This is a genomic window from Pseudomonas sp. dw_612 (assembly GCF_018449725.1).
GTDB lineage: Bacteria > Pseudomonadota > Gammaproteobacteria > Pseudomonadales > Pseudomonadaceae > Aquipseudomonas.
Genome location: NZ_JAAVVC010000025.1, coordinates 25383 through 46391, shown reverse-complemented (window position 1 = coordinate 46391; position 21009 = coordinate 25383). Strand labels below are relative to the sequence as shown.

22 protein-coding genes are annotated in these 21009 nt (G+C 60.7%); 13 read left to right on the top strand and 9 right to left on the bottom strand.

What is annotated here, in order from left to right:
- Positions 1–23: 23 nt before the first annotated feature.
- The gene (locus HB680_RS28295) at positions 24–1103 is read right to left on the bottom strand and encodes a patatin-like phospholipase family protein (protein ID WP_213941623.1); all 1080 of its coding nucleotides are present in this window, start codon (positions 1101–1103) and stop codon (positions 24–26) included.
- Between the two features lie 267 nt (positions 1104–1370).
- Between HB680_RS28295 and HB680_RS28290 the strand changes: the two genes are divergently transcribed.
- From HB680_RS28290 to HB680_RS28275, 4 genes are read left to right on the top strand one after another with little or no spacing between them, the layout of a single operon-like run.
- Positions 1371–1679: a PepSY domain-containing protein gene (locus HB680_RS28290; RefSeq protein WP_213941622.1), complete on the top strand. Its 309-nt coding sequence runs from the start codon at positions 1371–1373 to the stop codon at positions 1677–1679.
- A complete protein-coding gene (locus HB680_RS28285; protein WP_213941621.1) occupies positions 1679–1984 on the top strand; it encodes a PepSY domain-containing protein in 306 nt (101 codons plus the stop codon). The genes HB680_RS28290 and HB680_RS28285 overlap by 1 nt, the downstream gene beginning before the upstream one ends.
- A 3-nt stretch (positions 1985–1987) precedes the next feature.
- Positions 1988–2656 (top strand): response regulator transcription factor, encoded by a 669-nt coding sequence (locus HB680_RS28280; RefSeq protein ID WP_133840332.1) that lies wholly within the window; start codon positions 1988–1990, stop codon positions 2654–2656.
- On the top strand, positions 2653–3966 hold the full coding sequence (locus tag HB680_RS28275) for an ATP-binding protein (RefSeq protein WP_213941620.1): 1314 nt from the start codon (positions 2653–2655) through the stop codon (positions 3964–3966). The genes HB680_RS28280 and HB680_RS28275 overlap by 4 nt, the downstream gene beginning before the upstream one ends.
- Positions 3967–4095: 129 nt before the next feature.
- Here the strand turns inward: HB680_RS28275 and HB680_RS28270 are convergent, their stop codons facing one another.
- Together HB680_RS28270 and HB680_RS28265 are read right to left on the bottom strand one after the other, a co-directional pair.
- Entirely contained in the window at positions 4096–5772 is a 1677-nt protein-coding gene (locus HB680_RS28270) for an MFS transporter (protein ID WP_213941619.1), read from the bottom strand.
- A 352-nt stretch (positions 5773–6124) separates the two neighbouring features.
- Complete coding sequence (locus HB680_RS28265) at positions 6125–8272, bottom strand: methyl-accepting chemotaxis protein (RefSeq protein ID WP_213941618.1); 2148 nt, start codon at positions 8270–8272, stop codon at positions 6125–6127.
- A gap of 342 nt (positions 8273–8614) precedes the next feature.
- On the opposite strand from HB680_RS28265, the gene HB680_RS28260 reads away from it, so the two are divergent.
- Positions 8615–9931 carry a Na+/H+ antiporter NhaC family protein gene (locus tag HB680_RS28260; RefSeq protein ID WP_213941667.1) on the top strand — a complete coding sequence of 439 codons (1317 nt, stop codon included), beginning with the start codon at positions 8615–8617 and terminating at the stop codon, positions 9929–9931.
- Positions 9932–10142: 211 nt separating this feature from the next.
- Positions 10143–11825 carry a methyl-accepting chemotaxis protein gene (locus HB680_RS28255; protein ID WP_213941617.1) on the top strand — a complete coding sequence of 561 codons (1683 nt, stop codon included), beginning with the start codon at positions 10143–10145 and terminating at the stop codon, positions 11823–11825.
- Positions 11826–11923: 98 nt separating this feature from the next.
- Here the strand turns inward: HB680_RS28255 and HB680_RS28250 are convergent, their stop codons facing one another.
- The gene (locus HB680_RS28250; RefSeq protein ID WP_213941616.1) at positions 11924–12193 is read right to left on the bottom strand and encodes a short-chain dehydrogenase; all 270 of its coding nucleotides are present in this window, start codon (positions 12191–12193) and stop codon (positions 11924–11926) included.
- Positions 12190–12474 carry a DUF3077 domain-containing protein gene (locus tag HB680_RS28245; RefSeq protein WP_213941615.1) on the bottom strand — a complete coding sequence of 95 codons (285 nt, stop codon included), beginning with the start codon at positions 12472–12474 and terminating at the stop codon, positions 12190–12192. The genes HB680_RS28250 and HB680_RS28245 overlap by 4 nt, the downstream gene beginning before the upstream one ends.
- A 377-nt stretch (positions 12475–12851) precedes the next feature.
- On the opposite strand from HB680_RS28245, the gene HB680_RS28240 reads away from it, so the two are divergent.
- Positions 12852–13328, top strand: coding sequence for a hypothetical protein (locus HB680_RS28240; RefSeq protein WP_213941614.1), 477 nt, complete (start codon positions 12852–12854; stop codon positions 13326–13328).
- A gap of 23 nt (positions 13329–13351) precedes the next feature.
- Here HB680_RS28240 and HB680_RS28235 read toward each other — a convergent pair whose 3' ends face one another.
- Positions 13352–14287, bottom strand: coding sequence for a LysR family transcriptional regulator (locus tag HB680_RS28235; protein ID WP_213941613.1), 936 nt, complete (start codon positions 14285–14287; stop codon positions 13352–13354).
- Between the two features lie 234 nt (positions 14288–14521).
- On the opposite strand from HB680_RS28235, the gene HB680_RS28230 reads away from it, so the two are divergent.
- The 3 genes from HB680_RS28230 (at position 14522) to HB680_RS28220 (ending at position 15799) form a co-directional block, all read left to right on the top strand.
- Positions 14522–15016 (top strand): DMT family transporter, encoded by a 495-nt coding sequence (locus HB680_RS28230; protein WP_213941612.1) that lies wholly within the window; start codon positions 14522–14524, stop codon positions 15014–15016.
- Between the two features lie 2 nt (positions 15017–15018).
- On the top strand, positions 15019–15471 hold the full coding sequence (locus HB680_RS28225; RefSeq protein ID WP_213941611.1) for a DMT family transporter: 453 nt from the start codon (positions 15019–15021) through the stop codon (positions 15469–15471).
- 163 nt (positions 15472–15634) lie between these two features.
- A complete protein-coding gene (locus HB680_RS28220) occupies positions 15635–15799 on the top strand; it encodes a metallothionein (RefSeq protein ID WP_213941610.1) in 165 nt (54 codons plus the stop codon).
- Positions 15800–15875: 76 nt separating this feature from the next.
- Here HB680_RS28220 and HB680_RS28215 read toward each other — a convergent pair whose 3' ends face one another.
- On the bottom strand, positions 15876–16103 hold the full coding sequence (locus HB680_RS28215; RefSeq protein WP_054051602.1) for a DUF6555 family protein: 228 nt from the start codon (positions 16101–16103) through the stop codon (positions 15876–15878).
- 145 nt (positions 16104–16248) lie between these two features.
- Between HB680_RS28215 and HB680_RS28210 the strand changes: the two genes are divergently transcribed.
- The 3 genes from HB680_RS28210 to HB680_RS28200 all read left to right on the top strand — a co-directional run bounded on the left by HB680_RS28210 (position 16249) and on the right by HB680_RS28200 (position 18404).
- Entirely contained in the window at positions 16249–17031 is a 783-nt protein-coding gene (locus tag HB680_RS28210) for a helix-turn-helix transcriptional regulator (RefSeq protein ID WP_213941609.1), read from the top strand.
- Positions 17032–17242: 211 nt separating this feature from the next.
- Positions 17243–17416, top strand: coding sequence for a DUF1427 family protein (locus tag HB680_RS28205; protein ID WP_082356724.1), 174 nt, complete (start codon positions 17243–17245; stop codon positions 17414–17416).
- A gap of 31 nt (positions 17417–17447) precedes the next feature.
- Complete coding sequence (locus HB680_RS28200) at positions 17448–18404, top strand: zinc-binding alcohol dehydrogenase family protein (RefSeq protein ID WP_213941608.1); 957 nt, start codon at positions 17448–17450, stop codon at positions 18402–18404.
- 137 nt (positions 18405–18541) lie between these two features.
- Here the strand turns inward: HB680_RS28200 and HB680_RS28195 are convergent, their stop codons facing one another.
- Together HB680_RS28195 and HB680_RS28190 are read right to left on the bottom strand one after the other, a co-directional pair.
- Complete coding sequence (locus tag HB680_RS28195; RefSeq protein ID WP_213941607.1) at positions 18542–19576, bottom strand: purine nucleoside permease; 1035 nt, start codon at positions 19574–19576, stop codon at positions 18542–18544.
- 9 nt (positions 19577–19585) lie between these two features.
- Positions 19586–20542, bottom strand: coding sequence for a nucleoside-specific channel-forming protein Tsx (locus HB680_RS28190; protein WP_213941606.1), 957 nt, complete (start codon positions 20540–20542; stop codon positions 19586–19588).
- Positions 20543–21009: the final 467 nt, after the last annotated feature.

Here is a 21009-nt window from a genome sequence, read left to right as displayed (position 1 = left end):
CAGAGCGCCGGGCAAAACACTGACTAAAGGGTCAGCAAGCGCTCGCCGAGGCGACCACTGGCGGCCAGTTCGAGGAACTCGTCGCCCATGCGGCGGCTTTCTTCCATCGCCGCACGCCAGTATTTCTGCCGGCTCGGCGCATCGCCCATGAAGCGCTTGAAGTCGTTCCGGTCCGGCAACTTGCCGTAGGGCAGGCGCGACAGGTAATCCTTCGACGGCGCCAGCAGCAGGACATCCTGCAAACGCGTCGGACAGGCGCGGCGCCACGGCAAGGACTTGTCAAACCAGCCGGGAATGATCCGGTCGGTGAAGTGCGGGTAGAGCACGATGTCTTGGCCGCTGTAGGGCAGGTCCAGGTGATAGTCCAGCAGACCGCCGTCGCGGAACGTTCCGGTGCCAGCCCCCGGCAAGTCACGCACGCCTTCCATGACCATCGGGATCGAGCCCGACGCCAGCAACGCCTGGCGCAGATTGCCGGCATTCAGGGCGACGAAGCGTGACGGGAAATCATTCAGTGCGTTAACCGGCGGTGCGAGGCGCGGGTCGTGGATGATCAATCGTTCGAAATGCCGTGACAGCCGCGCGCGACCCCGCAGGTTGTCGGCGATCACCGATGACAGCCCCAGCCCCAGGCGACCGCGATGGTCATGGGCGAGCAGGCCGTGACTCTTGACCACCATGATGTTGAGTCGGTAATGGGCGTTGTCCAGAATCGTGGCGTCGCGTCCGTCCAGCAGCTCATCGAGCATGCGCCGGGAGCTCTGGCTGATCTGCGCCATGGTTACGCCCTTGTCGAAATTCTGCTCGGTGTACAGATGACCGAGGCGCCGAATGCCTTCGGCGGCGTCCGGCAGGCACGCACTTGCGAAGCGCCAGGAACCCACCGAAGCCCCGATCAACGAACGCTCGCGAGGCGCCGCCGGCAGCCATTCGCCGAACAGCGCCAGGTCCAGACCTTGAATCCCCAACGCCTTGGGTCCACCGGCCGCGCCTGGCAGCGTGCCGACGTCGGCGGCGCTCAGCCCGTTTTCACGAATGCGCGCAAAGGCCCGGGGGCCGGCCTTGAGGGTCAGGGCAGGGAACTTGATGTGGATAGCGGTCATACCGGTCTCGATGTCGGGCAAGCGAGGGATTATAGACGCCCCGCAGCCGATCATTGTAGGAGCTGCCGAAGGCTGCGATCTTTTGATCTTGATCTTTGACGGCCATGAAGCCGCCGAAGATCAAAAGATCGCAGCCTTCGGCAGCTCCTACAGGGTTTGGTGTCAGTCGGTGTTGTCATGACCAATGATGGCAATTCAGTTTCAGTTAAGTTCGCCCCGTTAAGGTGCACCCCGTACGCAACACATAAAAAAATACGGAGACACTCCATGAAAACCCTGACTGCCCTGTTCACCGCCGCCATCATCGCCATGACCGCCAGCCTCGCCCACGCCCGTGACCTGGGCCCTGACGAAGCCCTGAGACTGCGCGACGCTGGTACCATTGTGTCTTTCGAGAAGCTCAACGCCACCGCACTCACCAAACACCCCGGTTCCGAAATCACCGAAACCGAGCTGGAGGAAGAGTACGGCAAGTACATCTACCAGGTTGAAATGCGCGACCCACAGGGCATTGAGTGGGACCTGGAATTGGACGCTGTCAGCGGGCAGGTTCTCAAGGATCATCAGGATACGTAATGAAGGTGCTTTCCGTTTCACGCATGACGCTGGTGCTTCTGGCATTTTGCTCGGTGGTCATGGCCCGCGACCTGGATCAGGACGAGGCGTTGCGCCTGCGTCAGCAGGGCGTGATCCTGCCGCTCGAGCAACTGCTGCAACAGGCCCTGGACCGCTATCCCGGGTCCAAGTTGCTGGAAGCCGAGCTTGAAGAAAAACACGACGTCTACATTTATGAAGTCGAGCTGCTGACCACCGACGGCGTGGTCCGCGAGCTGGACATCGAGGCCGCCACTGGCCATTTATTGAAAGACAAGGAAGATTGACCGATGCGATTGCTGCTGGTGGAAGATCACGTGCCCCTGGCCGACGAATTGATGGCTGGCCTCAATCGCCAGGGCTACGCCGTGGACTGGCTGGCCGACGGGCGCGACGCGGTGTACCAGGGCAGCAGCGAGCCCTATGACCTGATCATCCTCGACCTCGGTCTGCCGGGTTTGCCGGGGCTTGAAGTGTTGACCCAATGGCGCGCCGGCGGTTTGTCGACGCCGGTGCTGATCCTCACCGCGCGCGGTTCCTGGGCCGAGCGCATCGAAGGCCTCAAGGCCGGCGCCGACGATTACCTGACCAAACCGTTTCACCCCGAAGAACTGCACCTGCGAGTCCAGGCGTTGCTGCGCCGGTCCCACGGCCAGGCCAACCAGCCGACGCTCAAGGCCAACGGCTTGCACCTGGATGAAGGTCGCCAGTGCGTGACCCGCGACGGCGCCGACATCCAGCTCACCGCTGCTGAATTCCGTTTGCTGCGCTACTTCATGCTGCACCCGGAACAGATCCTCTCCAAAAGCCACCTCGCCGAACACCTCTACGACGGTGAAACCGAGCGCGATTCCAATGTGCTGGAAGTTCACGTCAACCACCTGCGGCGCAAGCTCGGGCGCAGCGTGATCGAAACCCGTCGCGGCCAGGGTTACCTGTTCGGCGGGCAAGCCCAGTGAGGTCGATCCAGCGCCGCTTGAGCCTGGGCCTGATCAGCGTGATGGTGATTGTCGGCCTGGTGCTGGCGCAAACCAGTTTGTGGCTGTTCGAAATGGGCTTGCAGCGCTACCTCGAAGCCGGGCTGCGCAACGACAGTGAAAACCTGCTGGTGGCGCTGGTGCGCGGCCCCCAGGGTTTGCAACTGGATGAGCGACATCTGTCACCGGCCTATCAGCGACCGTTTTCCGGGCATTATTTCCGCATCGATTTCGCCGACAGTCACTGGCGTTCCCGCTCGTTGTGGGATCAGGAACTGCCGCAACTGGATCACGCCGGGCTGCACAGCAATCTGCAATTGGGGCCGGAAGGCCAGCAACTGCTGATCCTGCGCTCGGATTACCGTCGACTGGGTCAGCAGATTTCCATCAGCGTGGCCCAGGATTACACGCCGGTGCGCGAGAGCTTCCAGCGCATGCAGCAAGTCGGGCTCGGCCTCGGGTTGGCAGGGCTGCTGCTGATTCTGCTGCTGCAACGGATCACCGTACGCCGCGCCTTGCGTCCACTGGAAAAGGCCCGGGAGCAAATCGCGCAACTGCAACAGGGCCAGCGCTCGCAACTGGATGATCAGGTGCCGGTGGAGCTGGAGCCGCTGGTGGCGCAGATCAACCATTTGCTGGCCCACACCGAAGACAGCCTCAAGCGTTCGCGCAATGCGTTGGGCAACCTCGGCCATGCCTTGAAAACCCCGCTGGCGGTGCTACTCAGCCTGGCCTCCAGCGAAAAACTCGACCCCCACCCGGAGTTGCGCAAGGTCATCCAGCAACAGCTGGAACAGGTCCAGCAACGCTTGAATCGCGAGCTCAACCGCGCCCGGTTGTCCGGCGATGCCTTGCCGGGTGTGCTGTTTGATTGCGATGCCGAGCTGCCGGGGTTACTGGCCACATTGAACATGATTCACGGCGAACACCTTGAGCTGAGCTACCGCGCACCGGCCGGTTTGGCGCTGCCCTGGGACCGCGAGGATTTGCTGGAACTGCTCGGCAACCTGCTGGACAACGCCTGCAAATGGGCGGACGCCGAGGTTCGCTTGAGCGTGGTCGAAATGGCCGACAAATTTGAACTGAGCGTGGAAGACGACGGCCCAGGGATTCCCGAAGACCAGCGTGCCCAGGTGTTCAGTCGCGGCACGCGGCTGGATGAACAGACCGACGGGCATGGCCTGGGCTTGGGCATCGTGCGCGACATCGTCGATACCTGGGGCGGGACGTTGTTGTTGCAGGAAAGCGAGTGGGGCGGGTTGAACGTCGTGATCGAATTGCCCAAGCGCTGACACGAGTGCTGTATCCACCCCCTATAGGAGCAAAGCTTGCTCGCGATCGCGGTTGATCAGTCGACATCATTTTTGACTGACCCATCGCCATCGCGAGCAAGCTTTGCTCCTACAAAAAAAGCTTTCTGCTTACGTATGATGAATCTCCCGATCCTTGGTTTCCGGCATAAAGAATATCCCCAGCACTGCCGTCATCACCGCAATCACTATCGGGTACCACAACCCGTAATAGATATCCCCGGTGGCCGCGACCATGGCGAACGCCACCGTCGGCAGGAACCCACCGAACCAGCCATTACCAATGTGATAGGGCAGTGACATCGAGGTGTAGCGGATGCGCGCCGGGAACAGTTCCACCAGCCACGCCGCAATCGGGCCATAGACCATGGTCACGTAGATCACCAGGATGGTCAGGAGCAGAAGCACCATCGGGTAATTGGTCTTCGCCGGGTCAGCCTTCTCGGGATAACCGGCGTCCTTGAGCGCTGTGCTGAGGGTGACGGTGAAGGCATCGTTTTTAGCCTTGAAATCCGCGGCAGGCATGCCGGTGCCCTCGAAACTCGGGATCACCTTATCGCCGATGCGCACTTGCGCGACGGTGCCCGGTTCGGCCTTGTCATTCTTGTAGGGGATCGCGCGCTTCGCCAGCAGGGTCTTGGCCAGGTCGCAGGAACTGGTGAATTTGGCCTTGCCCACCGGGTCGAACTGGAACGAGCACTGGTCCGGATCGGCGATCACCGTGACCGGGTTCTTCTCCTGGGCGACGAACACGTCAGGGTTACCGTACTGGGTCAGCGCGTGGAAGATCGGGAAGTAGGTCGCCGCGGCGAGAATGCAACCGGCCATGATGATGCCTTTGCGGCCGATGCGGTCGGACAGGCTGCCGAAGATCACGAAGAACGGCGTGCCGATCAGCAGCGAGCCGGCAATCAGCAGGTTGGCGGTCTGCGGGTCGATCTTCAGTGTTTGCAACAGGAAGAACAGCGCATAGAACTGCCCGGTGTACCAGACGACGGCCTGACCGGCAGTGCCGCCGAGCAGGGCCATGATCACGATTTTCAGGTTGTCCCAACGGGCGAAGGATTCGGTCAGCGGCGCCTTGGAGGACTTGCCCTCGGCTTTCATTTTCAAGAACACCGGCGACTCGCTGAGTTGCAGGCGGATGTACACCGAGACAATCAGCAGCAGGATCGACAGCAGGAACGGAATCCGCCAGCCCCAGGCCTCGAACGCTTCGGTGCCGAGAATCGTGCGGCAGGCGAGGATCACCAGCAGCGACAGAAACAGGCCAAGGGTCGCGGTGGTTTGAATCCACGAGGTGAAGTAGCCGCGTTTGCCTTTGGGCGCATGTTCCGCGACGTAGGTCGCCGCGCCACCGTACTCACCGCCCAGCGCCAGGCCTTGCAGCAGGCGCAGGGTGATCAGGATCACCGGCGCCGCGACGCCGATGGTTGCGTAACCGGGCAGGAAGCCCACCACGGCCGTCGAGACACCCATGATGACAATGGTGATGAGAAACGTGTGCTTGCGCCCGATCATGTCGCCCAACCGGCCAAACACAATCGCACCGAACGGTCGCACGGCGAAACCCGCGGCGAACGCGAGCAAGGCGAAGATGAAGGCGGTTGTCTCGTTGACGCCGGCAAAGAAGTGCTTGGCGATGATCGCGGCGAGGGAGCCGTAGAGGTAAAAGTCGTACCACTCGAACACAGTGCCCAGGGACGAGGCGAAAATAACCTTGCGCTCCTCCTTGGTAATCCCGTGGTGGGGCGCGCTGCCCGTGGTTGTGCTGTCGATTACGGCCATGGGTCTTCTCCGTCTTGCGCTTGTTGTAGGCCGGAGCACCTCATTACTCTTATTGTCGCACCCAGGCCATGGGGCTGATGTCATGGGATTGCGTGAAGCATGGATCTGACAGCCTCGCGTTGCGGCGAAGCTTCCTAAAGCATAATCACGTTCGCGCAAATATCCACTCGCCAACCCGCAAACCCTGGAGCCTGTTAAAAAACCTGTGGGAGCGGGCTTGCTCGCGAAAGCGGTGTGCCAGCCAACATTGATGGTGACTGACACGGCCTCTTCGCGAGCAAGCCCGCTCCCACACGGGGATTGGGGTGTTTTGATCGTTCCCACGCGCGTGGGAACGATCAATTACCTGGAATCAGACCCGGAACTGATCCATCAAGCTCTGCTGCTGATTCGCCAGGCTGTTGAGCGACTGACTCACCCGCGCCGACTCATTCGCCTGCCCCGACAACGACTCGGTGACGTCGCGGATGGTCGCCACGTTGTTGTTGATCTCCTCGGCCACCGCGCTCTGTTCCTCGGCGGCGCTGGCGATTTGCAGGTTCATGTCGCTGATGACCGTCACCGCATCGCCGATCTGGCGCAACGCGGTCACCGCTTGGCCGACCTGTTCAACGCTACCCTGAGCCTGGCGATGGCTGTTGTTCATCGAGCTGACCACGTCCTGGGTGCCGCTCTGCAACTGCTCGATCACCTGACGGGTTTCCTCCACCGATTCCTGAGTGCGCCGCGCCAGGTTGCGCACTTCATCGGCCACCACGGCAAAACCACGTCCGGCTTCACCGGCGCGGGCCGCTTCGATGGCGGCGTTGAGCGCCAACAGGTTGGTTTGCTCGGCGATGGCGCGAATCACGTCCAGCACCGAACCGATCTTCTCGCTGTTCTCCGCCAGGCCTTCGACTTGCACCATTGCCGCGCTCATGTCGGCGGCTAGGTTGCCGATGCTGGCGGTGGTGCGGTCGATCACGGTCAAACCCTGGCGGGTCGCCTGATCCGCATCCCGCGCCGCGTGGGCGGCCTGGGCCGCACTGCGGGCAACGTCCTGGGCGGTGGCGCTCATTTCGTGGGAAGCGGTGGCCACCTGATCGACCTGACGGTATTGCTGCTCCATGCCGGCGCTGGTCTTGGTGGCGATGGCGGAGGACTGGTCCGCCGTGCTGCGCGCGTCCTGCACCGAGCGTTTCACCTCGGCGATGATCGGTTGCAGCTTGTCGAGGAAGCGGTTGAACCAGCCGGCCAACTGGCCCAACTCATCTTTCTTGTCGTAGGCCAGGCGCCGGGTCAGGTCACCTTCGCCGCTGGCGATGTCTTCGAGCATATGGGCCACGCCGAGGATCGGTTTGGTCACGCTGCGGGCCATCAACCACACCAACAACAGGCCGATCAACGCGGCGAGCACGCCCAGGCCGAGCTCGACCAGCGAGCCGGCGCGGTTGCTGTCGTCGAGTTGTTTTTTCAGCGCTTCCGCCGGACCGACCAGGACTTTCTCCGGCACGTCGAGCAACACGCCCCAGGGCTTGCCGCCCGGAATCGGCTGGAACGGCGACAGCACTTTCAACTGCGCGTTGCTGTGCAGGCTGGCGGTCTTGCTGCTGGCGGCGAGCATCCGAATCAGCTCGGCACCGTTGGTTTTGTCCACGGCATCCAGGCGCTGGCTGAGTTTGCTGGCGTCCGGGCTGTAACCGGCGAGCAGGCCCGCCGGGCTGAGGATGCTGACGCTGGTCTGGCCGTCATAGAGCTTTTTGCTCGCGCCCTGGCTGACCGCTTGCAGGCTGTTGAGGTTGATGTCCACCGACAGCGAGGCGATGACTTTGCCGTTGACCATCAGCGGGAACACGATGCTGGTCATCAGCACGTTCTGGCCGTCGATCACATAGAAGTAGGGTTCGATCACGCACGGCTTGAGCGTGGTGCGCGGGCAGGTGAACCAGGCGTTGGCTGCCTCGCCGCTGGGGCCGGTGCGGGTGTCGGCCATGTCGCTTTCGGGCAGGGCCATCGACGTCACTTTGCCCGGCGTCGGTTGCGACCAGTACAGGGCGAAGCGGCCCTTGTCATTGCTGCCGAGCTCAGCCTGGCCGGTGAACAGTTCGTCCTTGCCGTCCAGCGCATTGGCTTCGAACACCAGGGACAGGCCGAGCAGTTCCGGGTTGGCTTGCAGCGCCGATTTGACCTGGCGGGTCAGGTCTTCGCGCAGGTCGAAGGCGTCAAGAAAGCGCTTCTCGGCCTGATCCCGCAGGAACAGCACCTGGCGCGAGAAACCGTGGCCGTATTGATAGGCGTCCATGAATTGCTGGCGAATGTTCAGCGCCTGGTTTTCACCTTGGGATTCGATCCGCGCCTGGGCGGATTCGGTGAGCATCTCCATGCTCGACGCTTTCACCAGCGCGGAGCTGTGCTCCATGCGATACAGCGAAAGACCCACCAACAGCGTCACGATACCCGCCAGGCAAAGCCCGGCCAGCAGGGTGATTTTCCATTGGATGGAGAGTTGTCTGAGCGACATGGAGACGTCCTTATTCGATATTTATCTGAGACTTTGCACTTTAACGGCCGCAAGTCACTTTTCTTAAGGGCGAACCGCACCCTGTAGGAGCGAGGCTTGCCCGCGATGGCGGCGACACATTCAACATGGATGTGACTGACACACCGCTATCGCGAGCAAGCCTCGCTCCTACAGGAAGCGATATCACAAGCCGTTACACATTCATGGGCCCTGATCGCTTTGACAAGGGGGCGACCGTGCGGCACAGTGCGCGCCCTCTAATAAAACCCATTCCTCAACCCCGTTGGCGGCTCTTCGCAGACTGCCGGCCGGGCTCATTTCGCTTGCCTGGAGGTAACGATGATTAATGCTGTAATTACCGCGGTTGGCGTCATGCTGGTGCTCAGCCTGTCCCGCGTGCACGTAGTGATCGCGCTGATTATCGGGGCCCTGGTCGGCGGCCTGACCGGTGGCCTGGGGATCGACGCGACACTCAAAGCCTTCAATAGTGGCCTCGGTGGCGGGGCCACGGTGGCGTTGTCTTATGCCTTGCTGGGCGCCTTTGCGGTGGCGATTGCCAAGTCTGGACTGGCCCACGCCCTGGCGGACAAAGCCCTGACAATGGTTGATCGCCAGCACGCCAGCGGCGGCGGTTCAGTCAAGTGGTTGCTGATCGGCCTGCTGTGGGGGGTGGCCATCGCTTCGCAAAACATTCTGCCGATACATATCGCCTTTATTCCGCTGCTGGTGCCGCCGCTTTTATATGTGCTGACCAAGTTGCAACTGGATCGCCGTTTGATCGCCTGCGTCATGACCTTCGGCCTTATCACGCCGTACATGTTCCTGCCGGTGGGCTTCGGCAACATCTTCCTGAATGAAATTCTGCTGGCGAACGTGGCGCGTAGCGGCGTGGACATCAGCGGCATCAACGTTACCCATGCCATGGGCATTCCGGCCTTGGGCATGGTCGTGGGGCTGGCGGCAGCCTTTATCAGCTATCGCAAGAAACGCGTCTACGACCTGGAAAAGATCGAAAAAGTCGAGCAAGTCGCGGTGGAGTACAACCCGCTGAGCCTGATGGTCGCGGGTGTGGCGATTGCCGCAGCATTCATCGTTCAATTGCTCCTGGACTCGATGATCATCGGCGCGTTGGTGGGTTTCCTGATCTTCTCGGTGTCCGGCATTGTGAAGTGGCGTGACACCGACGACCTGTTCACCGAAGGCATGAAGATGATGGCGATGATCGGCTTCATCATGATCGCTGCCTCGGGATTCGCCGAAGTGATGAAAGCCACCGGTGAAGTGCAGACGCTGGTGGAAGCCTCGGCGTCGTGGATCGGCCACAGCAAAGGCATCGGCGCGCTGTTGATGTTGCTGGTGGGGCTGCTGGTGACGATGGGCATCGGCTCGTCGTTTTCCACCGTGCCGATTCTGGCGGCGATTTTTGTGCCGTTGTGCGTGCAACTGGGGTTCAGCCCGATCGCCATCGTGTGCATCGTCGGCACGGCCGGCGCTCTGGGTGACGCCGGCTCGCCGGCCTCGGACTCGACCCTGGGCCCGACCTCCGGGTTGAACATCGACGGCCAGCATCACCACATCTGGGACACCGTGGTCCCGACCTTCCTGCACTACAACCTGCCGCTGCTGGCATTTGGCTGGGTGGCGGCGATGGTGCTGTAACCCACTCTCTTCCTGACCTGCATTGATCAAAATGTGGGAGCGAGCTTGCTCGCGATAGCGGTCTTTCAGTCACATAGATGTTGAATGTGCCACCGCTATCGCGAGCAAGCTCGCTCCCACAGGGGATTGGGCTGTTCAGGGATTCAACTTTTGATCTGGCCTGCCGTTAAAGCCTTTAACCACGCCAACAAAATCAAAAGAGTGAACCGTCATGCGCATGAGCCTGAAGGCTAAAGTCCTGTCCCTTGCCGTTCTCCCGGTGTTGCTCTTTGCCCTGGTCATCAGCCTGACCACGCTATTCATTCTTCAGGAACAGGCACGCAAGGAGGTCGAGGAAACCCGCCAGAACCTGCTCAAGGACGCCAAGGCCACCCTGCAAAGTTACGTGGCCGTGGCCATGACCGCGATCAAACCGCTTTACGACGCCGCCGCTCCCGGCGATGACGCGGCGCGGGCCCAGGTGGTCAAGTTGCTGTCGAGCATCAGCTACGGCAAGGACGGCTACTTCTTCGGCTACGACTCCAACACCGTGCGTCTGTTCAAGTCCAACAGCCCCGAAGGCGTGGGCCAGAGCTTCAAGGACAACCGTGACCCGAACGGCGTCTACGTCAACCGTGATCTGGTGAAAGTCGCGAAGGACGGCACCCACTACCTCGAATACAGCTCGCCACTGCCCGGCAACACTCAGGTGCTGGTGCCCAAGCTCGGCTACACCGAATACTTGCCGAAGTGGGACATGGCGGTCGGCACCTCGGTCAACCTCGACGGCATCGAAGCCCAGGTTGCACTGGTCCAGGCCAAGGTCACCGAACGGATGGAAGGCGTGGTGCTGAGCATCGTCGGGATTGCCGTGGTGGTGTTGCTGGTGATTGCGGCGGCGGGGATGCTGCTGGCCAACACGATTCTGCGTCCGCTGAACCTGATGAAAGCCAACCTCGATGACATCGCGGCGGGCGAGGGCGACCTGACCCGGCGCCTGACCATCACCAGCGAAGACGAACTCGGTCAACTGGCTGGCTCGTTCAACCGCTTCGTCGACAAGATCCACGGTCTTGTTCGACAAATCACCGAAATGACTTCGCAACTGACCGGGCTGGTGAACCAGGTGTCCGACCAGGCCCAGCGCTCGGATCAGGCGATGGAGCGTCAGCGTCACGAGACGGATCAGGTCGCCACGGCGATCAACGAAATGTCAGCCGCCGCCCAGGAAGTGGCGAAAAGCGCGCAAAACGCCGCCGTCGCCGCGCAGCAGACCGACGCCGAAGGCCAGACCGCCAAACGAGTGGTGGCTGGCAGCATCGTGAAGATCCATGCGTTGGTGGACGACATTCGCACCAGCGGCGTGTCCCTCGACAGCCTGCAAAAAGACGTGTCGTCGATTGTCAGCGTGCTCGGGGTGATTCGTTCGATTGCCGAGCAGACCAACCTGCTGGCGCTCAACGCCGCCATCGAAGCCGCCCGCGCCGGTGAGGCCGGTCGTGGCTTTGCGGTGGTGGCGGACGAAGTGCGGGCACTGGCCAGCCGTACGCAAATCAGCACCCAGGAAATCCAGGGCATGATCGACCGCTTGCAGGCCGGCACCCAGTCGGCGGTGGAAGCCATGCGCCGTTCCAGCGAGGCCGGCGACGGCACCTCGGCCCAAGCCAACGAAGCGGGGGCTTCGCTGGACACCATGGCCCAGCTGATCGGCACCATCAATTCGATGAACGCGCAGATTGCCAGTGCTGCTGAAGAACAGACTGCCGTGGCCGAAGAGATTAATCGCAGCGTGCATCAGATTGCGGTGGCGGTGGACAGCGTGGCCGGCGAAACCCAACTCGGTGCGCAGACATCGCGTAGCCTGGCGGATCTCGGTCAGCGCCTCGGTAAACTGGTTGGCCAGTTCCGGATCTGAATCCCACCGCTAGCCGCTAACTGTAGGAGCCAGGCTTGCCGGCGAAGGCGTACTTGAGGGCGCCTTCGTCGGCAAGCCTGGCGCCTACAGAATGACTGCTAAACCATCGCTGCCCGAATCTGTCGCCCCAACACATCCATGACATCACATCCGTCTCGCAACAACATCGCCGCCGCGTGGGCCAATTGCTGCACATCAGCGCCCTTGGCCTGGGTGATATCCAGGCTGGCCAGGCTCTCCATCATCTGCGTCCCCGCTAGAAACCGAGTCGCGGCATTGCTGTGCAACACGTCCAATGGTGCTTGCGTGGCCACCAGCAACACCGGGATGTCGCATTCGTTTTGGGTCATCGGCATATGCGGGTTCATGCCTCACCTCCCGCTTGCGCGGCGTGCATGCCGTCGATGGACGCCTGAAGCAACGAACTTGCAGTGCCGAGCATTTGTTTGCTGGCCCAGCGTAACGTTGCGATGTGTTCCGGGCGGGTGGCGTTGGGGGCTTGATGGGCGAGGGCTTCGGCGCAGCTGAGGTAGACCGAGGCGTGCTCCAGGGCGTCGAGCAGGGGAATGCCGGGTTGGACGGCGAAGAGGTGATGGTCGACGTGGTCGCAGGGGGCGAAGGGGGTGGATTTTGTGGTTGCGTTGGTCATGGGTGTAGCTCCTTAGTCATCAAGAGCTGCCACTTGGTCGCCGTCAAACGATGGGGTGGCAACTGTGCGCAGGTTGACGGACCGGTCTAAGGTACCCGGCGCACTCGAAAGTGCCCCGCGCACAGTCACCATTAAGCTTTGTGTCGAGCACACACACGTGCACGAGCAAAGTTGGAGAACAATGCGCACCTTAAAACCGCCGAGCCGTCAAACCCGATCACGAATGAGTCGTGACAGGCGCGAGGATAGGGAGTGAGGGCAGGGCAGTCAACCGGCCTAAGGCCGGAAATAGCAACTGTGCTTGTAGGTATGTTCCGGTCCTGTTTTCATGGCCGCTGCCCTACAGGCTATGTTCGAGGGATATACCGAGGCGAGTGATGACAAAAAGGATATTTGCGAATAAACAGTGGTTGTTCGGGGTGGCTGTTGTGGTGCTTGTTAATGCCGCGGTACTGGCGTGTGTTGCGCTCAATAATGTATCGAGTGGCCACGATACGAAAATACTCAGAACCAGAGAGCCTATGCTTATCGAGGGGCCAAATAGTGACGAGAGCTACTACGTGCTACCTGCTGGCACAACGCTTTACTACGACAAAAGCTTCTCTGAAGGACATGATCGCTACATTGTCTACTTCTATCATAAGGGTGTAATTGCTTATGAAGATGTCCCGATGAAGCCTGAGTATAAGGGGAACTTTGTTTCACCTCTTTGGATGTCAAATGTTGATGCAGATGCTTTAAAGAAAATGTTTAAGCGTTTTCCTCTATCCAAGGAAGACGTCGCTGCTGTAGTAAAGGCCAATGGAATCACCAAGGACGATATGGCTGACATCATCCGTTCTATGCCAGATTAATCTCAGTCCGGGTGGGCAGGCCGTTACGGTCTGTCCCAATACGGCACGGTTCCAAAACACTCCACATAAAAATCAATCACCGTCCTGACCTTCACCGACAACCGCCGGCTTCCCGGCCACAGCACGGCAATCTGTTGCGGCTCCAGGCTGTTGGACACTTGATAGTCCCCCAGCACCGGCACCAGCGTGCCTTCGCGCACCGCTTCGCCAATCAGCCACGATGGAAACATCACCAGCCCCAGTCCCTGCTCGGCGGCTTGGGTCAGGGTGTCGGCGTGGTTGCCGGTGATCGGTCCCTTCACCGAGTACGGCGTCCAGTCCTCCTGCCCCTGACGAAAGAACCAGCGCTGCTGACCGGTCACGCCTTTGTAGGCCAGGCATTGGTGGGCGGCGAGGTCTTCGGGGTGTTGCGGGATGCCGTGGTGTTTCAAATAGGCAGGACTGGCCGCGACTTGAAAGCGGTGAGGCGCCAGGATTCGCGCCTGCATGCTCGAATCGTGCAGCGGGCCTATACGGAATAACAGGTCGGCGCCTTCCTGCAACGGGTCGACGTAGCTGTCGGTCTGCTGGATATCCAATTGTAGCTTCGGATAACGCTCGCACAACTGCCCCAGCCACGGCGTCAGGTGCCGCTGGCCAAACACCACTGGCGCATTGATCCGCACCAGTCCGCTGGGTTCGCTTTGTTGTTCCTGCAAGGCTTGTTCGGCTTCTTCCAGTTGCACCAGCACCAACCGCGCGTGATGCCCGAGCATGCGCCCGGCTTCCGTCGGCGTGACCGCGCGGGTGTGGCGGTAGAGCAATTGCTGGTTGAGCGCCTGTTCCATCAGCTGGATTTGCCGGGAAATCGAAGAGGGCGCCAGGCCTTCGCGGCGGGCGACTTCGGAAAAACTGCCGTGGTCGAGCACCGCGACAAACAGCCGAAGTGCCTTGAATCCCAGTTCGTTGAGGCCGTGCATGGTGATTCCTGCTGTGCGAGTTGCGCAAAAGTGTTGTCTGGATGCTCCCATTTATTGCAAAGGATCGCCAGCCGATAATGCGCTCCACTTCCGGACACCATGGACCCTGTGGGAGCGGGCTTGCTCGCGAATGCAATGTGTCAGCCACACCAATGTTGAATGACATACCGCATTCGCGAGCAAGCCCGCTCCCACAGGGTTCGTGCCATAACTGATCAATCGCAGGTTTCTCTTATGCAATCCTCTTCAATCGATACCGCTGGCGTTATCCCGACGCCAACCACCAAACCCGGTCTACGGCTATTGCTGCTCCCCCTGGTCATCCTCGCCGGCATGGGCCTGTCCGTGGAGGCCGGTTTGCTCGGACCGCTCGGGGTTCAGGTCGGGCATCTGTGGGCGACCCTGAGCATCTTTGGCGTCGGTTCGGCGATTCTGTTTCTGTTGCTGCTGTTCAGCGGCCCGCAACAAGGCCCGGCCCTCGGTGAATTGCCGCGCTGGCAGTTGATCGGCGGGTTTCTCGGGCCGATGTACGTGGTGGTGCTGACCCTGGCCACGCCGCACATAGGCATCGCCATGACCATGATCGCGATCCTCTCCGGGCAGGTTGGCAAGAGTGTGCTGATCGACCACTTCGGCTGGTTCGGCGCTGCCCGCAAAAAGGTCAACGGTGAACGTTGGCTGGCCTTGCTGCTGATTGTCGCGGCACTTGTTCTGATCGCTCGGGGTTGATGATGAATCTGATTATTTTGTTGGCAGTGGTCGTCGCGGCCGGTGCGGTGTTGAGTGTTCAGGCCGCGATCAACGGGCGTCTGGGGGAAACCGTCGGCGTGTTGCGCAGCAGTTTGCTGACCTTCGTGGTCGGCGCGGTGAGCACCGGGTTGCTGATCGTGTTTTTTGAACCGGCCCACGCCATGAGCCTGTTGGACGTGCCGAAATGGCAGCTCAGCGGGGCGCTGTTCGGTGTGGTGTACATGATGGTCATGGTCGGCGCGGTGCCCCGGGTCGGCACGGCGGTGGCGACCGTGGCGGTGATCGTCGGGCAACTGGGCATGGGCATGTTGATCGACAACTTTGGCTGGCTCGGTAACCCGGCGATTGAATTGTCGGGGAGCCGGATCTTGGCGATGGTGTGCCTGGCGCTGGCGTTGGTGTTCATGTATCGCAGCAGCACCCGTCGGGCATGACGCGATCCTGTGTAGGAGCTGCCGAAGGCTGCGATCTTTTGATCTTGAAAAGATCGCAGCCTCGTTTCACTCGTCAGCGCCTACCAGCTCCTACGCAGCTCCTACACTGGTAATACGGTGCGCATCCGTCGCACTGGACGACCATCACAACGGAGTCCGACTCATGATTGACAGTGAAAGTATATGCGACTGCCCCAAATGCTCCTGCAAACTGGGCCAGCATCCGATTGCGCGACATGGCAAACACTACTGCTGCGAAGCCTGCGCCAAGCATCATGAACACGGTGAAGAGTGCACCGGCAAGGGCTGCAAATGTGCCCACGGCTGACAGCTCATCAAAAAAAAGTGGAGCCGCCGGGGCTCCACTTTTTGTTTCTGACGCTCCTTGTCCTCCTTGATCCTGTTTAGCTCGCCGGTCGCCAGGTGACGTTCTCGACGCCAAATTTCTCCGCCAGCGGTTTGCTGGTCTTTTGCACCTTTTCACGGCCAAAACGCGGGATGCGGCCCACGCCGGCATCGCAACTTGCCCAGTGCCAAGCCTCGGCGTTATCCATCTTGTCCAGACGGATAATGAAAGACTTGGGGGCGCCATGAAGGGTGTATTCAATGACGAAAAGTTTTGCGTTGTTCATAAAGCCCGTATTCCTCCCTGTGGTAATAGAGGGATCCCCGGTGGCGGTAATAATTCATTCGGATTGTCGGACGGTGACCGTCACTGGCGACAATCCGAGCGCCTCGTTACCATGTCGGCTCCCCGAACCCCAATGATCCTTGCTCATGGCCCTTGCCGCACCGCCCGACCTGACTGACACCGATGTGCCCGTGCAACCACTGGCACGCACCTATCCGCGTGGTCTTTACATCGAGCCCCATGAGCATGCCTGGGGTCAACTGCTGTATGCCATGAGCGGGGTGATGTGGGTCGAGACACCGCATGAAGCGCTGGTGGTGCCGCCGCAACGGGCGGTGTGGTTGCCGCCGGGCGTGCCCCATGGGATTCGCGTGGTCTCGGACTTGCAGATGCGCAATATCTACCTGCGCCCGGCGCTGGCGGCGACCCTGGATGACAGTGTGCAGGTGATCGAAGTCGGTGGGCTGCTACGCGAATTGATCGTCGGGCTGGTGGAGCAGGGCGATGACGGTGCGCCGGAGTATTACGAGGCGCTGGTTGGCCTGGCGTTGCTGGAACTGAAACGGGCCAAGCGCTCGATGCTGAAAATCCCGTTACCGGACGATTCCGATCGTCGTCTGCTCAACCTGTGCCAGGCTGTCATGGCCGCGCCGTCCCTGGCCATTCCCTTCGAACAACACGCCGAAAACGCCGGGGCCAGCGTGCGCACCCTGGCGCGATTGTTCAAGGACGGGCTCGGAATGGGCTTCGCCGAATGGCGGCGGCAGGTGCAACTGGCGACGGCGACGGCGGAGTTGATCCAGGGCGTGCCGGTCAGCGCCATCGCCCGGGAACTGGGGTATTCGCCAAGCAGCTTCAGCGACATGTTTCGTCGGGAGTTGGGTGTGGCGCCTTCGCAATTCACGTCAGAACAACCCGCACCCCTGTAGGAGCTGACGAGTGAAACGAGGCTGCGATCTTTTGATTTTGTTTTTTAAAGGCAAGATCAAAAGATCGCAGCCTCGTTTCACTCGTCAGCTCCTACATAGTTCAACACAGCTCCTACACTGCGTTTTGTCCGATATTCAGAAGCCCTTGGCCGACGGGTTTCGTCGCCCTTCTCTAGACTTCTCGCATACCCCCTGTGCCACGGAGTCTGTCATGAACTACCTCATCTCGCTGGGCATCGGCCTCGGCGTCGGTCTGCTTTACGGCGCGCTGGATTTTCGTTCCCCGGCGCCACCGGCCATCGCGCTGGTGGGGCTGCTGGGCATGCTGGCCGGCGAGCAGTTGTGGCCCATGGGCCGGCAGTTGATCGCCGGTTGGCTCTCCTGAAAACCCTTTATCCATTCCAATGGAAACGTCCATGAAAGCTCTGCAATTCGATAAAACCGGCGACCTCTCTTCCCTGCGATACGTCGAGGTCCCAACCCCCGTGGCCGGTGCCGATGAAGTGCTGGTACAGATCAAGGCCGCGGGCCTGAACCCCAGCGATGTGAAGAACGTGCTGGGGCGGTTTCCCTACACCACGCTGCCACGGATTCCCGGTCGGGATTTCGCCGGGGTGGTGGTGGAAGGCCCGCAGGCGTTGATCGGTCAGGAGGTCTGGGGCACCGGTCGCGACCTCGGTTTTTTTGCCGACGGTTCCCACGCACAATTCGTCAAGTTGCCGGCCAATGGCGTGGCCCTGAAACCGACGCACTTGAGTTTTTCCCAGGCCGCCAGCCTCGGCGTGCCGTACACCACGGCGTGGGATGCGCTGGAGCGCAGTCTGGTGACGTCCGGTACGCGCTTGCTGGTGATTGGCGGTGGGGCGGTGGGCAGTGCGGCGCTGGCGCTGGCGAAAATCCGTGGCGCCCAGGTATTGGCGGCGGCGCGGCGGGTAGAGCAGGTCAAGGAGTTGCAGGCGCTGGGTTATCAGACCCTGCAACTGGACAAGCCTGAGGACCTCGGCGCGCAGGTGAATGCCGTGTATGCCGGCGGCGCTGACGTGATCTTCGACACCACCGGTTTCTGGCTGCCGGCCTCGGTCCCGGCACTGGCCCCGTTTGGCCGTATCGCGATCATTGCGGCGCCGGTGGACGGCCTCGTGCAATTGCCGGCGCTGGCGTTGTATCGCAAGGGCGGTTCGGTGGTGGGGATCAACTCGCTGCTGTATGGCGTGCAGGCCTGTGCGGCGATGCTGGATCAGTTCGGGAAGTTCTTCGATCAGGACTTGTTGCCGTTGCCGGAAGGGCTGGTGGAATCGCCGTTGGCTGAAGGGGTGGCGCGGTATGCCGAGGTGAATCAGGGCAGTGGTGACAAGGTGATTCTGTTGCCATAACCGATAGATGTGTTGGATGAGCTGGCCTCTTCGCGGGCAAGCCTCGCTCCTACAGGTTTTGTGTCGATCACAATGATGATATCGACGCAAAACCTGTAGGAGCGAGGCTTGCCCGCGAAGGCGTCCTCGAGCCGAACTCAGGCCTCGGGCACCCCTTTCTCCCAAGCCGACCAATTCTTCAGGATGTCCTGCACCAACGGGTTCCCCGTCCGATAGAGGTTTTCCAGTGCCGGCACAAACCCGCCCTGGTCCGCATATTTGAGCAGGTTATCCACTTCACTCTGCCCCGGCGCCGGCCGGTCGAAGTCGGAACCGGCGCGCACCACCGCCAGACGTTGCACATCCACCAGACCTTCACGACTGGCCCGCAGCAACGCTTCATAGGTGGAGTTGTCTTCCTGCTGGGTCGTGCAGTATTCGCCTTTGTTATCGGTGAGCAGCTTGGTCCAGACTTCCGCGCGCTCACTCAAACGCGTCCCGGAAAACCAGGTATTGCCCGCCAGCGTGTCGCACTTCGTCACCACCGGCGGTTGATTGGCCGGGGCCGACGGGTACTTCACGCGCCAGGCCGCCGATTCCTTGCTCTCGGCCAGTTCGACTTTATGCGACAGGGCAAACGCCTTGGCCTGCAATTTCGGATTGAGTTCGAAGACTTCGGTCTTGTAGTCCAGCGGCGGTTTTTCGTTGGGGCCTTTGGTGTTGATGCCGATGTAACCGGTCGGCCAGTCTTTCGGCGCGTCCCGGGAATCGATCTCCCACTGGGTGCCAAACTCCACCAGATAATGCGCCCAGGCAGCGGTGCCGATCGTCCCGTGTTTGGGGCTGATGCCGGCAATCCCGGCGATCAGGAAATAACTTTTGCGCAGGTCGAATTTCGGCGACAGCGCCAAGGCCAGGGTCGATGCGGCAGCGTTGGTCTGGCCCATGCCGGTGACCATCAAACACACCTGCCGGGTGTTGCAGCGAATGTTCGGGTACTCGGCGGACAGGCCCGGCACGCGGACTTCCTGCTTGAGTTCCAGGCGCTCGATCCAGTTCTGCGCCTCGGGGGCGAACATGGTGATCAGCATCACTTTCGGCTGGATCGGGGCTTCGCGAGCCCACGCGGTGGAAGCGAGCAGGGTGCCGCAGGCCAGGCCGACGGACAGGGACAGACGCGTCATTGCTTTCATAAAACCTCCTTAGAATTGATAACCGATGCCGGCGTAATAACCCCAGCCGTTGGAGCGCGCGCGGAAGTCGCCGTCGCCGAAATTCAACTCGCTGCCATCGTCCCAGTTGCCGCCGTTGTGGAAGTAACGGCCGACCAGGGTGAAACGCAAATGGGTAAACGAGTAGAGCAACACGTTGGTGGCCACGGTGGCGTTGGCGGTGCGGGCCGGGTTGTCCTTGTGCAGGTCCGAGCCGAAGTCGAAGTTGGTGAAGCCGATGTAGGTCAGTGACGCGCCATTGCTGAAGCTGCTGATGGGCACGATGTATTTCAACTGGGCGCGGTAGCCGTCCCAGGAATACTCGTTGCTGGCGCCGTAGTTTTCCCACTGGTAACGACCGTAGAAGTTGGCTGACAGGTTGACCCGCGAGTGGGTGTCGATGTCGGTGCCCAGGCCGCTGTATAGCGTGTTGGCGCGGTTGCGGGTGTTGCTGCCGTGATCGTAGATCCAGTCAAACGCCACGTACCATTCCTTGAACGGCCCGACGGCCAGGCTGCGGCCGGCCAGGTAGTCGATGGAGATGCGCGGTTCGTGCTCCATGAACAGCGGCGAGCCATGGTCCCACGCGCCTTTGTCATGGCTGTTGCCGATGTCGAAGATTTTCGGGATGTCGACGTAGCCGTACAACTCGAACGGTCCCTTGCGACCGAAGTATTCGTATTCCAGGTACACATCGTCGGACGGTTGCGGGCCGAAGCTGATGTCCTTGCTGCCGATGACCGTCAGGTCCTGGTTGAACCAGTCGGACAGGTACGCGCCTTTTTTCGGTGGGCTGGCTTCCGGGCTGAGGGTTTCGCCCTGGGCGGATTCTTCGGCGGGGGCGGGTTGCGCCAAAACGGTGCTGCTGAGTAGTCCTGTAACGCTGGCCAGTAGCAAAGAAACGGCAAAGGAGCGCGAGCAAGTCACGCGGCTGGACATGCGGTGCATTAAAAGTCCCTTTTCGTGCGGATCGAAGGCCCGTGTTTTCGGGCTTGCGCGGTTATGTAGCAAAAACGCCGTTATTGACGGCTCGCAAACGTTTGCACATCCAGTGCCAATTGTTTCAATTGCATGAAAAATCGAAGAAATCGGCGGTTTTACTGTCCTTTTGATCAGGTAATGCGATTGCCGATACAACGCTGATCCCCTGGGGGAGCGGGCTTGCTCGCGAAAGCGGTGTATCCGCCAGCATTGATGGCACTGTCATGGCCCCTTCGCGAGCAAGCCCGCTCCCACAAGGGGTTTGTGCACGAAAGTATTAATGCTAATTAACCCGCACCTGATCCCGGTCCATCAACTAACGTGCCGGAATGAAAAGGTTTTTTCAGCCGGTCGCTGTCTTGATTCGCGTGTGGTTTGTTTCATGGCCAGGGTGGCCGAAGTAGCGCGCCTTTCAAGGAAGAATGGTTAACCAC

Bases quoted from the DNA above. Each gene is read 5' to 3' on its own strand.
- HB680_RS28205 (WP_082356724.1), top strand. From the start codon at position 17,243: ATGAACTACCTCATCTCGCTGGGCATCGGCCTCGGCGTCGGTCTGCTT.
- HB680_RS28250 (WP_213941616.1), bottom strand. From the start codon at position 12,193: ATGAACCCGCATATGCCGATGACCCAAAACGAATGCGACATCCCGGTG.
- HB680_RS28235 (WP_213941613.1), bottom strand. From the start codon at position 14,287: ATGCACGGCCTCAACGAACTGGGATTCAAGGCACTTCGGCTGTTTGTC.
- HB680_RS28285 (WP_213941621.1), top strand. From the start codon at position 1,679: ATGAAGGTGCTTTCCGTTTCACGCATGACGCTGGTGCTTCTGGCATTT.
- HB680_RS28190 (WP_213941606.1), bottom strand. From the start codon at position 20,542: ATGCACCGCATGTCCAGCCGCGTGACTTGCTCGCGCTCCTTTGCCGTT.
- HB680_RS28290 (WP_213941622.1), top strand. From the start codon at position 1,371: ATGAAAACCCTGACTGCCCTGTTCACCGCCGCCATCATCGCCATGACC.
- HB680_RS28230 (WP_213941612.1), top strand. From the start codon at position 14,522: ATGCAATCCTCTTCAATCGATACCGCTGGCGTTATCCCGACGCCAACC.
- HB680_RS28265 (WP_213941618.1), bottom strand. From the start codon at position 8,272: ATGTCGCTCAGACAACTCTCCATCCAATGGAAAATCACCCTGCTGGCC.
- HB680_RS28220 (WP_213941610.1), top strand. From the start codon at position 15,635: ATGATTGACAGTGAAAGTATATGCGACTGCCCCAAATGCTCCTGCAAA.
- HB680_RS28255 (WP_213941617.1), top strand. From the start codon at position 10,143: ATGCGCATGAGCCTGAAGGCTAAAGTCCTGTCCCTTGCCGTTCTCCCG.
- HB680_RS28240 (WP_213941614.1), top strand. From the start codon at position 12,852: ATGACAAAAAGGATATTTGCGAATAAACAGTGGTTGTTCGGGGTGGCT.
- HB680_RS28225 (WP_213941611.1), top strand. From the start codon at position 15,019: ATGAATCTGATTATTTTGTTGGCAGTGGTCGTCGCGGCCGGTGCGGTG.
- HB680_RS28200 (WP_213941608.1), top strand. From the start codon at position 17,448: ATGAAAGCTCTGCAATTCGATAAAACCGGCGACCTCTCTTCCCTGCGA.
- HB680_RS28280 (WP_133840332.1), top strand. From the start codon at position 1,988: ATGCGATTGCTGCTGGTGGAAGATCACGTGCCCCTGGCCGACGAATTG.
- HB680_RS28295 (WP_213941623.1), bottom strand. From the start codon at position 1,103: ATGACCGCTATCCACATCAAGTTCCCTGCCCTGACCCTCAAGGCCGGC.
- HB680_RS28245 (WP_213941615.1), bottom strand. From the start codon at position 12,474: ATGACCAACGCAACCACAAAATCCACCCCCTTCGCCCCCTGCGACCAC.
- HB680_RS28215 (WP_054051602.1), bottom strand. From the start codon at position 16,103: ATGAACAACGCAAAACTTTTCGTCATTGAATACACCCTTCATGGCGCC.
- HB680_RS28210 (WP_213941609.1), top strand. From the start codon at position 16,249: ATGGCCCTTGCCGCACCGCCCGACCTGACTGACACCGATGTGCCCGTG.
- HB680_RS28195 (WP_213941607.1), bottom strand. From the start codon at position 19,576: ATGAAAGCAATGACGCGTCTGTCCCTGTCCGTCGGCCTGGCCTGCGGC.
- HB680_RS28270 (WP_213941619.1), bottom strand. From the start codon at position 5,772: ATGGCCGTAATCGACAGCACAACCACGGGCAGCGCGCCCCACCACGGG.